This is a genomic window from Arthrobacter sp. Y3221087 (assembly GCF_059089905.1).
In genome coordinates this window covers 95,092-109,973 of the sequence record NZ_JBNHFE010000003.1, presented here as the reverse complement: position 1 = coordinate 109,973, position 14,882 = coordinate 95,092, and the positions used below count along the sequence as shown (strand labels likewise).

The 14,882-nt window shown below is 67.7% G+C and carries 16 protein-coding genes; 3 read left to right on the top strand and 13 right to left on the bottom strand.

The window, feature by feature from the left end; all coding sequences use genetic code 11:
- Nucleotides 1-9: 9 nt before the first annotated feature.
- Nucleotides 10-612: a hypothetical protein gene (locus AC5RUO_RS12345; protein ID WP_494011368.1), complete on the bottom strand. Its 603-nt coding sequence runs from the start codon at nt 610-612 to the stop codon at nt 10-12.
- Nucleotides 613-750: 138 nt separating this feature from the next.
- Here AC5RUO_RS12345 and AC5RUO_RS12340 point away from each other — a divergent pair, with 138 nt between their 5' ends.
- On the top strand, nt 751-1,131 hold the full coding sequence (locus AC5RUO_RS12340) for a VOC family protein (protein WP_494103670.1): 381 nt from the start codon (nt 751-753) through the stop codon (nt 1,129-1,131).
- Between the two features lie 83 nt (nt 1,132-1,214).
- On the opposite strand, the gene AC5RUO_RS12335 is transcribed toward AC5RUO_RS12340, so the two are convergent.
- Complete coding sequence (locus AC5RUO_RS12335; RefSeq protein ID WP_494103669.1) at nt 1,215-1,619, bottom strand: DUF5997 family protein; 405 nt, start codon at nt 1,617-1,619, stop codon at nt 1,215-1,217.
- On the opposite strand from AC5RUO_RS12335, the gene AC5RUO_RS12330 reads away from it, so the two are divergent.
- Nucleotides 1,582-2,415, top strand: a complete 834-nt coding sequence (locus AC5RUO_RS12330) for a LysR family transcriptional regulator substrate-binding protein (protein WP_494103668.1) — start codon at nt 1,582-1,584, stop codon at nt 2,413-2,415. The genes AC5RUO_RS12335 and AC5RUO_RS12330 overlap by 38 nt on opposite strands.
- 209 nt (nt 2,416-2,624) lie before the next feature.
- Here the strand turns inward: AC5RUO_RS12330 and AC5RUO_RS12325 are convergent, their stop codons facing one another.
- Genes AC5RUO_RS12325 through AC5RUO_RS12315 form a run of 3 tightly spaced genes read right to left on the bottom strand, consistent with a single transcriptional unit; the run spans nt 2,625 to nt 4,560 of the window.
- Nucleotides 2,625-3,287 (bottom strand): DUF3618 domain-containing protein, encoded by a 663-nt coding sequence (locus AC5RUO_RS12325; RefSeq protein ID WP_494103667.1) that lies wholly within the window; start codon nt 3,285-3,287, stop codon nt 2,625-2,627.
- Nucleotides 3,284-3,715 carry a phage holin family protein gene (locus AC5RUO_RS12320; protein ID WP_494011363.1) on the bottom strand — a complete coding sequence of 144 codons (432 nt, stop codon included), beginning with the start codon at nt 3,713-3,715 and terminating at the stop codon, nt 3,284-3,286. The genes AC5RUO_RS12325 and AC5RUO_RS12320 overlap by 4 nt, the downstream gene beginning before the upstream one ends.
- Nucleotides 3,712-4,560 (bottom strand): hypothetical protein, encoded by an 849-nt coding sequence (locus AC5RUO_RS12315; protein WP_494011362.1) that lies wholly within the window; start codon nt 4,558-4,560, stop codon nt 3,712-3,714. Before AC5RUO_RS12315 ends, AC5RUO_RS12320 begins: the two co-directional genes overlap by 4 nt.
- A gap of 260 nt (nt 4,561-4,820) precedes the next feature.
- Between AC5RUO_RS12315 and AC5RUO_RS12310 the strand changes: the two genes are divergently transcribed.
- Nucleotides 4,821-5,405 (top strand): MarR family winged helix-turn-helix transcriptional regulator, encoded by a 585-nt coding sequence (locus AC5RUO_RS12310; RefSeq protein ID WP_494011361.1) that lies wholly within the window; start codon nt 4,821-4,823, stop codon nt 5,403-5,405.
- 52 nt (nt 5,406-5,457) lie between these two features.
- On the opposite strand, the gene AC5RUO_RS12305 is transcribed toward AC5RUO_RS12310, so the two are convergent.
- The 8 genes from AC5RUO_RS12305 to AC5RUO_RS12270 form a co-directional block, all read right to left on the bottom strand.
- Nucleotides 5,458-6,597 carry a baeRF2 domain-containing protein gene (locus tag AC5RUO_RS12305; RefSeq protein ID WP_494103666.1) on the bottom strand — a complete coding sequence of 380 codons (1,140 nt, stop codon included), beginning with the start codon at nt 6,595-6,597 and terminating at the stop codon, nt 5,458-5,460.
- Nucleotides 6,594-6,809 (bottom strand): hypothetical protein, encoded by a 216-nt coding sequence (locus AC5RUO_RS12300; protein WP_494011359.1) that lies wholly within the window; start codon nt 6,807-6,809, stop codon nt 6,594-6,596. The genes AC5RUO_RS12305 and AC5RUO_RS12300 overlap by 4 nt, the downstream gene beginning before the upstream one ends.
- 105 nt (nt 6,810-6,914) lie before the next feature.
- Nucleotides 6,915-7,250, bottom strand: coding sequence for a hypothetical protein (locus AC5RUO_RS12295; RefSeq protein ID WP_494011358.1), 336 nt, complete (start codon nt 7,248-7,250; stop codon nt 6,915-6,917).
- A gap of 47 nt (nt 7,251-7,297) precedes the next feature.
- A complete protein-coding gene (locus AC5RUO_RS12290; RefSeq protein WP_494011357.1) occupies nt 7,298-8,554 on the bottom strand; it encodes a D-arabinono-1,4-lactone oxidase in 1,257 nt (418 codons plus the stop codon).
- 459 nt (nt 8,555-9,013) lie between these two features.
- The gene (locus tag AC5RUO_RS12285; protein ID WP_494103665.1) at nt 9,014-10,774 is read right to left on the bottom strand and encodes an amidase; all 1,761 of its coding nucleotides are present in this window, start codon (nt 10,772-10,774) and stop codon (nt 9,014-9,016) included.
- Nucleotides 10,771-11,853 carry an agmatine deiminase family protein gene (locus tag AC5RUO_RS12280; protein WP_494103664.1) on the bottom strand — a complete coding sequence of 361 codons (1,083 nt, stop codon included), beginning with the start codon at nt 11,851-11,853 and terminating at the stop codon, nt 10,771-10,773. Before AC5RUO_RS12280 ends, AC5RUO_RS12285 begins: the two co-directional genes overlap by 4 nt.
- Nucleotides 11,854-11,898: 45 nt before the next feature.
- Nucleotides 11,899-13,605: an amidohydrolase gene (locus AC5RUO_RS12275; RefSeq protein WP_494011353.1), complete on the bottom strand. Its 1,707-nt coding sequence runs from the start codon at nt 13,603-13,605 to the stop codon at nt 11,899-11,901.
- Nucleotides 13,605-14,831, bottom strand: a complete 1,227-nt coding sequence (locus tag AC5RUO_RS12270; RefSeq protein ID WP_494011352.1) for an MFS transporter — start codon at nt 14,829-14,831, stop codon at nt 13,605-13,607. Before AC5RUO_RS12270 ends, AC5RUO_RS12275 begins: the two co-directional genes overlap by 1 nt.
- Nucleotides 14,832-14,882 lie beyond the last annotated feature (51 nt).

The following is a 14,882-nucleotide window of genomic DNA, read 5'->3' as shown; positions in this document are numbered from 1 at the left end:
CGTCCGGTCCTACGCCTTCCCGGCGGGAATGCCGGCCGCCTGCTCGGCAGCGGCGAGTGAGGCAGCAAGGCGGGTGACGGCGTCGGGATAGTCCTGGTGCGCATGCACGCGCAGCTGGTCCGCGGTCCGCATCGCCTTGATGAACGCCGAGGTTTCCGGCAGGCGCACGTCCGTGAGGGCGGGATAGTCGATGCTGCACGCCGGGTCCAGCTCGTAACGCCGCCACCTGGCGACAACTTCGTCGTGCCGCGCCGCGGCTGCCAGGTGTGCGGACTCCTGTTTGCGGCTGTTCTGCCGTGCCTGCCGCCGGCTGAGGTACCGCGGGGTTCCGCGGTAGGCGGCAACCGCTGCGGCCACCCCGGCCCCGCCCAGGAACAGGCCGGTCCAGGGTGAGACCAGCGTGGGAATTAAAAGCGCAGGGACAGCGACGCACGCGCCAAGGAACAGGTCCCAGAAGAGCTGGTCCGACCGTTCCGGCTGCCCGTCCCCCTCGGCAAGGGCACGGCGCCGGACCACAAAGACGGTGGCGGCAACACTGCAGACGAAGACAGGCCCCGCAAGCAGCAGGGCCCACACCCCTTGGACCAGACCCTCAAACAAGGATTCCCCCATGGCTGACACCCGATCCTTAACAGCGCCCGGGCCGCGGAATCCCGGGCTGGTCATTTAATTGCACAGTGTCCGGCGTGCGGGGTCAATGGCTGGTCTCTGACGTTTCGTGAAGCGGGACCGGCACGTACGGTGAGGAACATGAGACTCAAAATGTGCAGCATCCACGTCAAGGACCCCGCAGCCGCCCACACTTTTTACACCGGAACCTTGGGTTTCGAGACCCTGATGGCCATGCCGGAGTACAACCTGTTCATCATCAAGGACCCCGGCGCGGACGCTGGTTCGGTGGGCCTGCTCCTCGAACCCAGCGACAATCCGATCGCAGCCAACTACATGAACGCGCTGCACGACGCCGGCCTCCCGGCCATCGTCTTTGGCGTCCCCAACGTCCGGGCGGAGTACGACCGGCTGATCAATGAGGGCGTGGTGTTCCGGGGCGAACCCGCCGAGGATCCCTCAGGCATCAGCGCCGTGTTCGACGACGGCTGCGGCAACTTCGTCCAGCTGCACCAGGACTGAAATTCCTTAATGAACAGAGGCTTGTCCGCGGATCCGAGCCCTCAAGGGGCAGACCAGCGGACAAGCCTCTGATGCGGGAGAACCTAGTTCGCCTGCGCGCGGGCTTTCTTTGCAGCCTTCTTCGCGGCCTCTTCCTTCACCCGCTGGGCTTCGGCGCGGACTGCGGCATGCGTGGCGCGTTCGGTGACCAGCCACTGCGGGGGAGCCTGGAGCAGCGCGGTGATTTCCGCCGTCGTCAGCGCTTCCTCAACGCCGCCGCGGGCGAGGCCGCTGATGGAGATGTTCAGCTTCTGCGCCACCACCGGGCGGGGGTGCGGGCCGTGGCGGCGAAGCTCTGCGAGCCACTCCGGCGGGTTGGCCTGGAGTTCGGCGAACTCCTCCCGGGTGATGGTTGATTCCTGGAACTCCTGCGGTGTTGCGGGCAGGTAGATGCCAAGTTTCTTGGCAACGGTGGCCGGCTTCATGGACTGGGAGTTTGCAGAGGTCATGCTTCAAGGGTATCCGGGCGGGCGGTACTGTGAAGACGTGCCCACTGACAACACCACCCCGCCCGACGCTTCCGAGGACTCCGACGCGGGGGAGCAGGCGGCGCCGCGGACCCTCCGCATTGCCTACGTGCCGGGGGTGACGCCCGGGAAATGGATCCGCCGCTGGGAAGAGCGGATGCCGGACATTCCGTTGCAGGCGTTCATGCACGACGGCGGCGCACGCGTTGACGCTGTCCGCGGAGGCCTGGCGGATATGGCCTTTGTCCGGCTCCCCATTGAGCGTGACGGCCTGAGCGTCATTCCGCTCTACGAGGAGCAGCCGGTGGTGGTGGCTCCCAAGGGACACGAGATCTCCGTGTTCGAGGAGGTGGCGCTCGAAGACCTGGAGCAGGAGTCCTTTTTGGATGTTGCCGGCCTCGGCGGGCCGGAAGCCGCGCTCCAGGTGGTTGCCGCAGGGGCCGGGCTGGTGGTCCTGCCCATGTCCGTCGCCCGCCATTTCAACGTTAAAGACACGGTGGCCCGCCGGCTCAACGGCGCCCCGGGAACCGGGATCGCCCTGGTCTGGCCGGCGGACGCCACGGACGAGGTCCTGGAGGAGTTCATTGGGATTGTCCGTGGGCGCACCGCCCAAAGCTCCCGCCAGCCGTCCGCCCAGCCGGCCAAGGTAAAGAAGGATCCCAAACCTGACCGCCGGGGCGGGGGAGCCCGGAAGCCGGCACCCAAGGTGGCCCAGCGCTATGCCCCCAACCCGGACAAGGGCCGCGGCAAGGGATCCCGCAAAAAGGGCAAGCGCTAGCGCCGGACCGGGCCTAAACCTAGTACCGGTTCCGCGGGGGAACCCGGCCAGCGCGGGCCTGCCGCGCCTTCCGGGCCCGCATGACGCGGCTGACGATGGTGGGAAGCAGGGCGAAAAGCAGCTTTTTCATGACGTTGTTGCTCCTTGGCTTAGGGCGGGTAAAGCGAGGGCCGCCCTTCCGGACGGAAGAGCGGCCCTCGGCGGTTGTCCTAGGTGTTTTGGACGTTGGTTTTGGCGTCGGTGGCGCGGTCCTTGACGTCGGTGGCGGCGTGCTGGCCTTCGGTTTTGACTGCTTGGGCTGCGTCGGTTGCGGTGGCCTTGACGTTTTCCATCGCTTCCTGGGCCGGTTCCTTCAGGTCCTGGACCATGTCCTTCGCGGCGTCGGTGACCTTGCCGGCCAGGGGCTGGGCTGCGGTTTTGAGCTGGTCCGCGGCTTCGCGTTCTTTCTGGCTCGGCGGGATCAGGGATGACACGAGCATTCCGGCGCCGAAGGCGATCAGGCCCGCGGCCAGGGGGTTGCCTTGCGCCTTGGCTTTGACCTGGTCCGGGGCCTGGGAGATTGCGGTGCCGGCATCGGAGAGTTTGGCGGAGACGTTGTCCTTGGCGCCGTGGAGGGTGTCCCCGGTGCTGTGCAGGGCGTCGCTGGTGTGGCCGGTCCCGGAGTGCATGGTGTCCTGCACGCGGGTGGTGGCGTGGTCTGCTGCTCCCATGATTCTCTCCTTGACCCCGGTCACGGCGTCTTTGACCTTGTCGGTTTGGCGGTTGACGATGTTGGACGGGGTGACCTTGTCCGCGACGGCGTCCACGTTGGTGCCCAGCCGTGCGCGGGTTTCTTCTATGTTCTGGCGGATTGCGTCAGGGTTCTCGCTCATCGGTTGACCTCACCTGGTTTTAGGGTTGGGGGAATTTCGGAAAGGGTTTCGCCGGTCTGGGGCATGCCCTTGATCTGCTTGAGTTCCTTGCGGCCAATGCTGGCCAGGACCGCGGCGATGATGCCCCAGATGACGGCGACGATCACGGCGGCCCAGCCCAGCGGCATCAGGGCGCCGAGGGCGAACATGAGGGCCAGGGACAGGAAGACCAGGACGAAGTGTCCTGCCACTCCTGCCCCGCCCAGCATGCCGGCGCCCTTGCCCGCCTTGGTGGCTGACTGCTTGGCTTCGGCCTTGGCCAGCTCAAGTTCCTGGCGCATCAGGGTGGACAGGTCCCGGGTCACATCGCCCAGGAGCTCACCGAGGGAGGCGTTATCGGCCTTTTGATGCGCCTCACTCGGCGCAGGTTCCGGAATTGAACTACTCACAGCTGCCGTCCCTCCGTTGACCGGTAGGTTCCGTCCGCTGCACGGTAGCTGCCGTCCTCATCCCGGTAGGGGTCATCCTCGAAGCGGAGCGGGGTGTCCCCTGTGGTCCCGGCCGGCAGCGTTGAGGTTGATACCGGCGCTCCGCTGCCCACAGTCGGTTCCGTGAAGAGATCGTCGGTGCCCGCGGCGTATACCGTCTCCTGGCGGAGCGGAGCTGCCGGCGGGGCCGTGTACGTGCGCTGCGACGGGGAGGCCGCGCCGCTCCGGGTCTCAGGGGCGCCTGCGGTGAGGCCGCGGGTGAGGCGGCCGGCGAGGACGCCGGCACCGGCTGCCAGCAGCAGGAAGGTTCCGGGGCGGTTCCGGGCAAAGCGCTGGACTTCGGTCAGAAGGTCTCCCGGCTCCCTGTTTTCAAGCCAGGTGGCCATGGAGGAGGTGCGCTCCGCGGCCTGCCGGATGAGGTCGCTGGCCACACCCTGCTGGTCCGGGGCGTCCGCCATGTTCTGCAGCTGGCCGGAAATGGTGCGGATGCCCTCGGCAGCCTTCTGCTGCTGCGTCCCGGCCTGGCTGCTCAGGCCCGTCTTCGCCTGGTGCAGCAGGTCCTGCGCACTGTGCTTCGCCTCGGCAGCCACATTGGCAGCCTCACTCTTGGCCGTCTGGGCGACTCCCTGGGCTGCGGAGGCCGCGTCGCTGGCTACGTGCGAAGCCTCCTTCTTGGCCGCTTGTTTCTTTGAGGTGCCGGAGGTGTCCGCGGCAGCAGTGAAGCTGCCGTCAACTCCTGTGGTCGGTCCGCCGTACGGGTCGGCCGGCGTGGTGTTCGGGGTCTGGGGCCATTGGTTCTCTGTCATCGGGCTCTCTTCCTCACGGGTTGGCTGGCGATCAAGAACCAGCAGTGCTGGCGATTAGTAAGCATGGTTACTAACTAGATCCTAAGCACACTTCCCATTTGATGCGCAAGGGGCGCCGGCTGCTGCTTTGCATTTTCCGCGACCAGCGTATGGGGCGGATAGTAAGCCTACTTGCGAATTTGATGCTAAGCATGCTTATTGTAGGAGCGTAGAGAAGCAGGCCCACCCGCCCCTTGCCGCCTACAGGAAGGCCATGGCCGATGACGAGCAACCTTGATCCCGACGCCCGGAACAGCTACCGCCTCATCACATTGGCGGCACGCCTGGTCCAGCGGCGGCAGGATGACGCGCTCGCCCATCTGGGCCTGACGCGGGCTGCAGTGATAGCCCTGGAAGGGCTGGCCGCAGGCCCGTTGAACCAGGAGCAGCTGGCTGAAGCCATCCGCGTGCAGAGCCAGACATTGGGCCGGATCCTTACCCGCCTCGAGGCAATGGGCCACATTACGCGGACCCGGCAGGCAACGGACCGCCGGCAGCTTAAAGTTGAACTTACCGAAGCAGGCTTCGCGGCCTTGGAAGCTGCCCGGCACGCCGAGATCAATGCCTACCCGGATGACCCCAGCATTGGCTGGAAAGTGCTGCAGGACGAGTTGACCAAATTCGTTACTGCCCTCCCTGCCAGCCGGCATCCGGAAGTAGTCCCCTTCGTGGCACCCGACCACCGGACGCGCAGGCCCCACACGTCCAGGCCCGGGGGCCGGCGGGGTCCGGACCAACCGCTGCAGTCGGAAGCGGGCCAGCCAATGGAGCCGCACCAGCAGCAAAGTCCGGAGGACAACGCCTAGCGCTGGTTGCCGTCCTCTTCGTAAGGCTGCCCGCTATGCTGGTTGAGCCCGGCTACCCGGCGGGTACGGCCGGTCCAGTGGACCAGCGAAGCAGTGCGGCAACGTCCACGCCGTCCGGCAGGACGGGGCCGGGGACCAGCAGGACCCGCGCATCCGTCAATGCGGCTGCCCTCAGCAGCGCCGCAGGTGCGGGAACCTTCCCCAGCACTCCAGCAGCCAGGGACTCCTCTTCGGCAGTGGCCACCCAGGGTTCGGCATCAAGTGCCAGCAGGGTCCGCTCCGACAATGCGGCGTCATCCAGGATCAGGACATCCACCTGGGCCTGCTGCAGGGCATGGACCACAGCCCCGATGCCGGTGGCCGACTCCGGATTTGCCTGGCCTTCCTGCGTGGCCAGCCGGTCCATAACCTCCTGCTGCTCGGCAGCCCAGAGTTCCGCGACGCGCTGGTTCACCTGATCGGTGAGTTGCTGTTCATCGGCCCCTGCCGTGTGCGTGTGGGAGTCGACCATCGAAACCAAGGCCTGCGTGGATTTCGAGAGCTGGTCCTGTACCAGTCCGCGGGCCCGGATGTCGCCTGCCAGGACCACCAGCCTGGCCCCGCTGTCACCGACGATCCTGTCGATCTCGCCGGCAACCTCGTCCGCGTTGCGGCGCCAGACGTCCTCCGTGTGGTGCTGGAACCGGAGATGGGCCCAGCCCCCGCCCTGGAACTTGCTCACATGCTCTGTCTCGCCCTGCACTTCCTGGGTGCTGGCAGGAGCGCCAGAACCGGCGTGGTACAACCTGATCTCCCCGTGTTCGCGGCTTACTTCCGCAACCACGTAGGCGAACTCTTCGGGCCGGTGTTTCACCAGCGGCAGCAGATCGGGAACCGGGTCCACGGAGATCCGTTCCGGCAGGACCAGCTCACCGGGGAGGACCTCGTTAACCGCCGCCTTGCCCTGGTTGACCAGGACAAACCGTGCCACCGGGGCCGGAACGCCGCCGGCCGCAAGCGTCACGGCCTGTTCGATGGCGTCCAGATCCTGCGCCGCGGCTCCTTCGGACTGCAGCCGGGTCCGCAGATTGCCGGGCAGGACGTCCCCGGCTTCCAGGGTGTCCACCGTGCCAGTTCCCGCGTTGACGTAGGCGGTGCACCATGGCCCGGGCAGCCGGTACAGGTCAGCGTAACGCTTGAGGCTGCCCGTCACTGTTCTCCCTCCTCATCATCGATGGGGTCCGGTGCTGCGACGGGGTTCAGTGCCTCCTGGACCTCGGAAGGATCCGTGCTGTCCGGAAACGGCTCGGTTTCGCGGAATTCTTCCGCGTGGGCCGGCTGGTTCCCCCGGACGGCCCCTTGGGCCTCGTGTTGCATCTGGTCATCCAGATTGGAGCCGTGTTTGGCGTTGCCTCGTTCGGCCATGACGATCTCCTTCGCGCGTGATTAGTATCACAGGCTTACTAGTTCGTCATTTCACGGTAGCACCGCCATGCGGCCGACTGAAGGGGGATTCAGCGGGCAATTCGCCTAAGCCGGGCAAGCGTCCTTCAGTGCCTGGACTGACTCTTCCGGCACCTGGTCGCCGGCCTGCGCAATCTCGCCCAGCGGCGTCGTAATTTCCGCGGGAACACCTGCCGTACGGGCTGCGGAGACCAGTCCGGCCAGAACCTGCTTGTCCTCCACGCTTACCAGTCCGTCCTGGACCACGGCACAGATCTGCCGCTTCACTTCGTCCGCGGCCGCCGTGGCAACCTTGGACGCGGCGTCACTGGCGGCATTGGTGGCGGCCTCCTCCACGGCACCGCAGCCGGCAAGCAGCAGCATCAGGGGGACGGCGGACAGGGCGGCAAGGCGGCGTTTCATTCTTCCAGCCTAGCCGCTGCTCCACCACCGTCCCGGGCCGGGGCGTGTCAGTGCGAAGTGGCCGCCGGCACACCGAGCACGCTGTCCAGCAGCCCGTTCCGGAACTTGCCGTCCGGGTCATGTGCTGCTGCCAGCGAGCGGAATCCGGCAAACCGGGGGTACAGCTGCTCCCAGTCGTGGCCGTCGGGTGAGAACAGCTTGCCCCAGTGCGGCCGGGCCCCGAAGGGACGGAGCCGGTCCTCAAGTTCGGGAAGGAGGGCCTCCACCTCCGGCTGCAGGGGCTTCCAGGTGAAATGCAAGGCGGCGCTCTGTTGGCGGTAGAACGGGCTGAGCCAGAAATCGTCGGCCGCACCGGTGCGGATTTCCGACACGAACAGCAGGGGTGCCAGCTTGTCCGCCAGGCCCCGCAGCGCGTCGATGGCGGCGGGTGCGTGTTCCAGCGGAAGGATGAATTCGCTTTGCAGTTCCTCGCCCTTGCTGGGCGTGAACTCGTGGCGGAAGTGCGGCAACCGGTCAAGCCACGGACCGGCCTCGTCCAGCTGCTGTGTGCAGTTCTCTGCGGACATGTCCGGCAGCGGGTGCCGGGGCCGGGTGGCTGCCGTCGCGCCGAAGAGGTCGGCCAGGGGCGGTTCGTCATCGAGTGCCTTGAGCCAGACCTGGCTGATGGCATCGTCGGCGTAGTTCGTGAAGAGGCTTACGCTGTAGGCGCTGGACACCAGGGCGGCGAAGTTTTCCAGCGCCCGGTCCCACGGCAGGTCCTGGAATACCCGCTGGCGCATCCGGAAGCTGGGCTGGACGGACAGCTCCAGGCCGGTGACGACGCCGAATGCCCCCAGTCCCACTACGGCGGCCAGGAACTCGTCGCCGTCCGCGCGGGACAGGGTGGCCACGTCACCGCCGGGCCGGACCAGCTCGATGGCCTGGACGGCGCCCGCCAAGGACTGGTTGCCAACCCCGGACCCGTGCGTGCCCGTCTGCACTGCCCCTGCCACAGATATGTGGGGCAAGGAAGCAAGATTATGGATGGCCAGGCCCTGCCCTTCCAGCGTGCGGCACAGCTCGCCATAGCTGATGCCGCCGCTGACGCGGACTGTGCCTTTCGCCGAATCTGGCTCGATCTGCCGGGGCAGGGCGTCCAGCATAACGTGCACGCCGTCCGTGTCGCCCACCCGGTTGAAGGAGTGCCGGGACCCCAGTGCCTTCACCCGGGGCGAGCCGGCAACAACCTCGGCCAGTTCGGCCACGGACCCGGGCCGCTGCACCTCGCGGGATGAGTAGTCTAGGTTTCCTGCCCAGTTCTTCATAAAGTCGGCTTTCGGTCGGCGGGGATGGCTCCCTCCACTGTCAGCGCTAACAATCATGGTGTCAAGGCGAGCAGCAGTCCGTCTGCCTCGCGCGGAACTAGGACCCCTCCCGGTGCTCCAATGGTCCGGATGGGCCAACGCCCGCGGCAGCCGCGTCGCCAAGGTTCCCCGGGCCGCGCCGACTGAGCCTGCGTGAGGAACTGTGCCCCGGTGAGGTCGGCGCCGATAAGGCAGGCGCCGCGCTGGTCCGCCCCGCACAGCTGGCGGTTGCGCAGCCCGGCACCCGCCACGTCCGCACCGGCATGCAGTTGCCGGCATCTCCGCCGCCATCCCCGGCGGCGGAATAGCCGGCCCGGACCTCCGCGCTCACCCTCACGCAGCCCATCACCGGCCCGGGAGTGGAGGGCGTCGACGTCGAGGTCCAGCAGGTCCGGCAGGTTCCCCTCCGCTTCCGGCGCCTCAGGCGTCAGTGGCAGGGGTGCGCGGCGGCGGGACGCGGCGGCTTCCGGTGGCCTCGAAGGCTGCGGCCAGGTGCAGCAGTGCCGAATCGCTGTACGCCTTGCCGGCGAAGGTGAGGCCAACCGGCATTGCAATGTCCGGGGCCAGCCCCATGGGCACCGTGACCGTGGGAATGCCAAGGTGCCGGGCAACCAGGTTCCCGTTGGCCACCCAGACGCCGTTGCGCCAGGCGAGGTCAGCCGAGGCTTCGTTGACGTCGGCATCCGCCGGGCCGACATCCGCGACTGCAGGGAAGACGACGGCGTTCAGGCCAAGCCCGTCCATCCACTCCTCCAGGTCCACCCGCCGCGTTTCCTCCAGCCCCTTCAACCCCTCCTCGAGGTGCGGAATGTCCACGAGGGAGGGAACCCCGTGCTTACGGATCCAGGCGGGGTAGTCGCTGATGTCGTCGTCGAACCCGTCGTACCGGTCCGGTAAGGAACCGTCCGGAGCGGGGAAGATGGCGGCACCGTCGACGTCGGCCAGCCGGTTGAGGTGCGGGTCCCCATTGGCGTCCAGGAAGTCGTTCCATGACCAGGCGGAGAGGTCCACGATCTCGCGGCGCAGGTACTCCGGCGGTACCAGGCCGCGGGTGGCGATGGTGGGCGCGCCGGGACGGTCGCCCTCATAGTTGGACACCACCGGGAAGTCGACTTCGACGACGTGGGCGCCGGCGGCTTCGAGATCCCGCCGCGCGGCATTCCACAGCTCGATGAAGGACTGCCGCGTTTCGATGCGCTGCCCGGTGGGGCCGCCGATCCCGCCAGCCGGAGCTGTTCCGGCCTCCGGGTCCGCGTTGATGTACATCCGGGGGATGCCCAGCCGCTTGCCGGCAAGCACACCCCTGGCGGCGGCACTGTCCCGGATTGCGAGGTCCAGGTAGGAGGCCGGGCGGATCTCGGAGGCCTTGGGAATCGGCACCCACTGCTGGACCCGCCAGAAGTCGCCCCGGGTTTCCGCGTCGTCAGCCACCACGGCGTCCAGGACCTCGAGGAGGTCGTCCATGGTCCGCGTGTGCGGCACCACTACGTCCATGGTGGGGACCAGCGGCCAGTTGCCCCGGACGGAGATCACGCCGCGGGAGGGGGTGTACGCGCAGAGGGCGTTGTTCGACGCCGGCGCCCGGCCTGACGACCAGGTTTCCTCCGCAAGCCCGAAGGCGGCGAAGCTGGCGGCCGTGGCCGTGCCGGAACCGTTGGAGGACCCGGAGGCAAAGGCGGCGGTGAGGTACTCCGCGTTGTAGGGGCTTTCGGCGCGCCCGTATACGCCGCGCTGCATACCTCCGTTGGCCATGGGCGGCATGTTGGTCAGGCCGATCAGGACGGCACCCCCGGCGCGGAGCCGCTCGATGGTGAAGGCGTCCTTCTGGGCCACCAGGTCCTTGAAGGCGGGAGACCCGGCGGCAACAGTGAGGCCCTGCGCCTGGTAGCTGTCCTTCGCGGTGTAAGGGATGCCGTCCAGGGGCCCCAGGGTGGCGTTCCGGGCGCGGCGTTCGTCGGATGCCCTAGCGTCGGCGAGGGCGTCCGGGTTCATCACCACCAGTGCATTCAGATGTATACCGGAGGAGTCATACTTCTCGATCCGCGCCAAATACAGCCGCAGGAGCTCCTCGCTGGTGACCTCTCCCGCCTCCAGCGCCGCACGGAGATCCCTGATGGAGGCTTCGACGACGTCGAAGCGGCCCTTGGTGCCCGGCGTGCCGGCTGTCTCGGCGAGCCTCATGCCGCACCTCCCCGCACGGCCGGCTGCTGCTGCGTGATGCAGTGGATGCCGCCGCCGAAGGCGAAGATGCCGCGTGCGTCCACCAGTTCCACGGTGCGGCCGGGGTAGGCCCGCTCCAGGATGCCGGCGGCGATGGCGTCATTGGGGTCGTTGAAGGCGCACAGTACCACCACGTTGTTTGCCACGTAGTGGTTGATGTAGGACCAGTCCACGAAGCCTTCGTCGTCCTTCAGCGTGGTGGGGGCGGGGACGTCGATGATCCGCAGGGGCCGGCCCTGTGCGTCCAGGTGGCCCGTGAGGGCTGCCTTCAGCTGCAGGTAGACAGCGTGGTCCGGGTGGGCGGGGTCATCCTGGCGGTGCAGCAGGATGGTGCCCGGGCCAGCGAAGGAGGCCACAATGTCGACGTGTCCGCGGGTGCCGAACTCGTCGTAGTCGCGGGTGAGTCCGCGGGGCAGCCAGATTGCCTTGGTAGTGCCCAGCGCGGCGTGGACCTCGGCCTCCACCGATTCCCTGGTGGCTCCCGGGTTACGGCCGGGATCCAGCTGGACAGTCTCGGTCAGCAGCACCGTTCCGTCACCGTCCACATGGAATCCGCCGCCCTCGTTTACGAGGGAGCTTGACCTGACGGGAACGGAACTTTCAGCCGCGATGATGCGGGCAACGTCCTGGTCCTTGTCCCACGCGGCCCACTCCTGCGCGCCCCACCCGTTGAAGATCCAGTCCACGGCAGCCAGCGAGCCGTCCTGCTGGTGCACGAAGGTGGGCCCGCTGTCCCGGAGCCAGGCGTCATCGAGGGGGACTTCGAGCACCGCGATGCCGTCGCCGAGCCATTCCCGGGCTGCGGTGGCATCGCGGGGATCGGCCACCACAGTGACGGGTTCGTAGCGGGCGATGGTCTGGGCCACCTTCGTCCAGGCGGCGCGGGCGCGGTCCAGCGTTGCACTTCCTACTTCGCCGAAAGTGTCGTTCGGCGGCGGGAAGGCCATCCAAGTGCCCTGGTGGGCGTCCCATTCAGCGGGCATGGAGGTTGCCGGTGCGGGTTTCGCGGCGGCTGCGGTGGGGGCGGGAGCGGGTTTCATCGGTATTCCTGGGTCTTTCGGTCTGGCTGGTGGAGGGAAAACGTCTTAGGCGGGCTGGCCCACGCGGGCACTGGTTACGGCGGGACGGTCGGCCGGGGAGGCTCCGGCGTCGTATGCCACCTTGCCGCCTATTACGGTGAGCCGGGTGGAGTTGGTGAGCAGTTCGGCGGCGTCTGCCTGGAGCGGGTTGGTGTCCAGGACGGTGAAGTCCGCCAGGTAGCCGGCCGCGATCCTGCCCTGGCGGTCCTCGGCGCGGCAGGAGTAGGCGGCGTCCCGGGTGGCATGGCAGAACGCATCAGCAAGTTCCAGGGCGTAGTGGGGCAGGTTTGCTTCCAGCGCGGGGTCAAGGGCGGAGCGGCGGGTGGCGGCAACGTACATGTTGGGCAGCGGCTGGTGCGGTGCCGTCGGCGCGTCGGTGCTCAGTGCAAGCGTGGCGCCGGCTTCCGTGAACTCGGTCCAGGGGAAGGCCCGCTCGCAGCGGTGGTCGCCCAGCATGCTGCGCCAGTTGTCCTGGATGGCAGGGTCGGCGTGGACGGGCTGCATGGAAGCCACGACGCCGAGGGCGGCCAGCCGCTTTACGTTCGCCTCCGTGACTGTTTCCAGGTGTTCGATGCGGTGCCGGCGGTCCCGCGGCCCGTTGCGGCGGTACGCCTCCTCCAACGCATCCAGGGCGATGTCCGACGCTTCGTCGCCGATTGCATGCAGGGCGATCTGCAGCCCTGCGGCGTCCGCCGCAACCACGACCGGGGTCAGCGATGCGCGGTCCCAGACGGGCTCGGCGCTGCTGCCGTCGGCGTACGGCTCCTTCATGGCGGCGGTGCAGCTGTCGATGACCCCGTCCACCATCACTTTGATGCCGCAGATCTGCAGCCAGTCATCGTGCAGTTCGGCCGCCAGCCATGCGGCCTTGGCCACCTGTGCCAGGTTGTCGGACTCCGCTTCGTGGCGGGCCACCAGGAGGTGTCCCTTGACCCGGATGGGCAGGGTGCCGTTCCGGCGTTGCATGGCGCGGCGGAAAGCGGCAAGGTCGTCGTCCTGCACGGCCATGTCCACGGCACTGGTCACGCCAACGGCCAGGTAGTTGGCGAAGGCCTCCTCCAGCTGGGCGTCGCGGTCCTGGTCCGTGGCATGCGCCGCAAGGGCGGGCCAGATCATTTGCTGTACTGCCGTTTCATACAGCACCCCATCAGCCTCACCCGTCTCAGGGTCCCGGCCGATGCGTCCGCCGATGGGGTCCGGGGTGTCTTTGTCGATGCCCAGTTCAGCCAGGGCAGCGCTGTTGACCCAGACGGAGTGCAGGTCATTGGCGTCCAGATAGACGGGGCGGTCCGGGACCGCTGCGTCCAGCAGCTGGCGGGTGGGAGCCTGTCCGTCGAGGGCGCTGTGGAGCCAGCCGGCGCCGAGGACCCGCGGTGCATTGCTGGCCGCGGCAGCGTCCCGGAGGCGCTGCTGCAGCTCGGCGAGGCTGATGGCGTCCCGCAGCTGGACCTTCTGCAGGGCCTGGCCCGTCATCAGCAGGTGGGTGTGCGCGTCAACGAAGCCGGGCAGGACAAAGCGGCCCGCAAGGTCCACTTCCGCGGCGCCTTTCCCTGCCGCACTGCGGGCACCGGCTTCGTCTCCCACGTGGATGAACTGTGATCCTTCCACCACGAAGGCTTCCGCGGGAGCGCCGTCGGCCGTGAACACGGCGGCGTTGGTATAGAGCGTGCGTGCAGGCAAGGGAGTGCTCTCCTTCAGGTCGGGGAGGGACATTAGACGATGACCGCCTTGTTGATATTGGTCGAAGGGTTGCCGGCCGCATCCCGGTTCATCCGGACGGACAGGCGGGAGATCAGGATCAGCGGAACCGCCAGGACCAGGGTCATGCCCGCCAAGACGTAGCCGAGGACGTCATACCCTGCCGAAGCCGAGACGAACGTTCCAAAAAACGGGGCGAACGAGGAGCCGATCAGGTAGACGCCGAGCACCGGGGCGGACCAGCGCCCGGATGCGTCCAAAGCGGCCGCGGTGGCCACAATGTAGATGAAGGCCAGCATGTAGATGGTGTTCCAGGCGATGATCACGGCCATGTACAGGCCCGGATCGGTGACGGTTCCGGACAGCATCTTTAATGCTGCCCCCGCTACCAGCGCCACCGCCAGCGGCGCTGTCCTGCCGAGCCGGCGCCCGGCGAGCCCGATCAGGCCCGAGGCGAGGAGCCCTCCGAGGGTGGAGAGGCTGAGAACCAGGCCCATGCCGGTTTCGTCGAGCTGCGCCTGGTCGGCTCCCATGGTGGCGGCCACAGCCCAGAGGGAGTCCTCACTGAGGGCCCACAGTGCGAAACAGGCCAGCAGGCCGAGCCCGGCGAGGGTTGTGGATCGGGAGCCCTTGCCCGGCGCGGCGGCTTCCCGTAGTCCGTCTGTACTACCGGCAGGGTTGCCCGGCAGCCAGGCGGTGGTGAACAGGGCGGCCAGGGCAAGGCCCGCAAGCAGGCCGAACGCACTGCCCATGCCGGCGCCCACGGCCGGGATGACAAAGAGAATCACGGAAACGATCACGCGGTTGGCGAAGCCGCTTAGGCCCGAGGCGCGGTCCGGGTTGCGGAGGGCACCCAGCGCGGCGCCGCCTGCCGAGACGGCCCCGCCCGCGCCGAGCCCGCCGAGCAAAATACCGGCGACGACGACAGGAACGGACGGGATGAAGGCCGCGGCTGCGAAGCCTGCCGCAGCAAGCCCCAGGCCGGCACGGGCCACCAGGTATCTTCCATTTCCGGAAGCCAGCCTGGACGTCAGCAGGCAGGCCACCGCACAGGCGAGCAGCGATCCGGTCATCAGCGTGCCGGCTGCGGTGTCCGGAAAGCCGAGGTCGCCGGTCAGTGCGACGATCATGACGGGAACCAGATTGGCGGTCATGAAGCCGACAACGCTGATGCCGAAGACGGAAATTGCCCGGCGCGGCGTCAGGGGTACGCGCCCTATGGTGGGGTCGTCCTGGGACATGGACTTCTCCTTGCTGGGGTGGAGCGAATGCCGTCACAAAATGAATGGCCT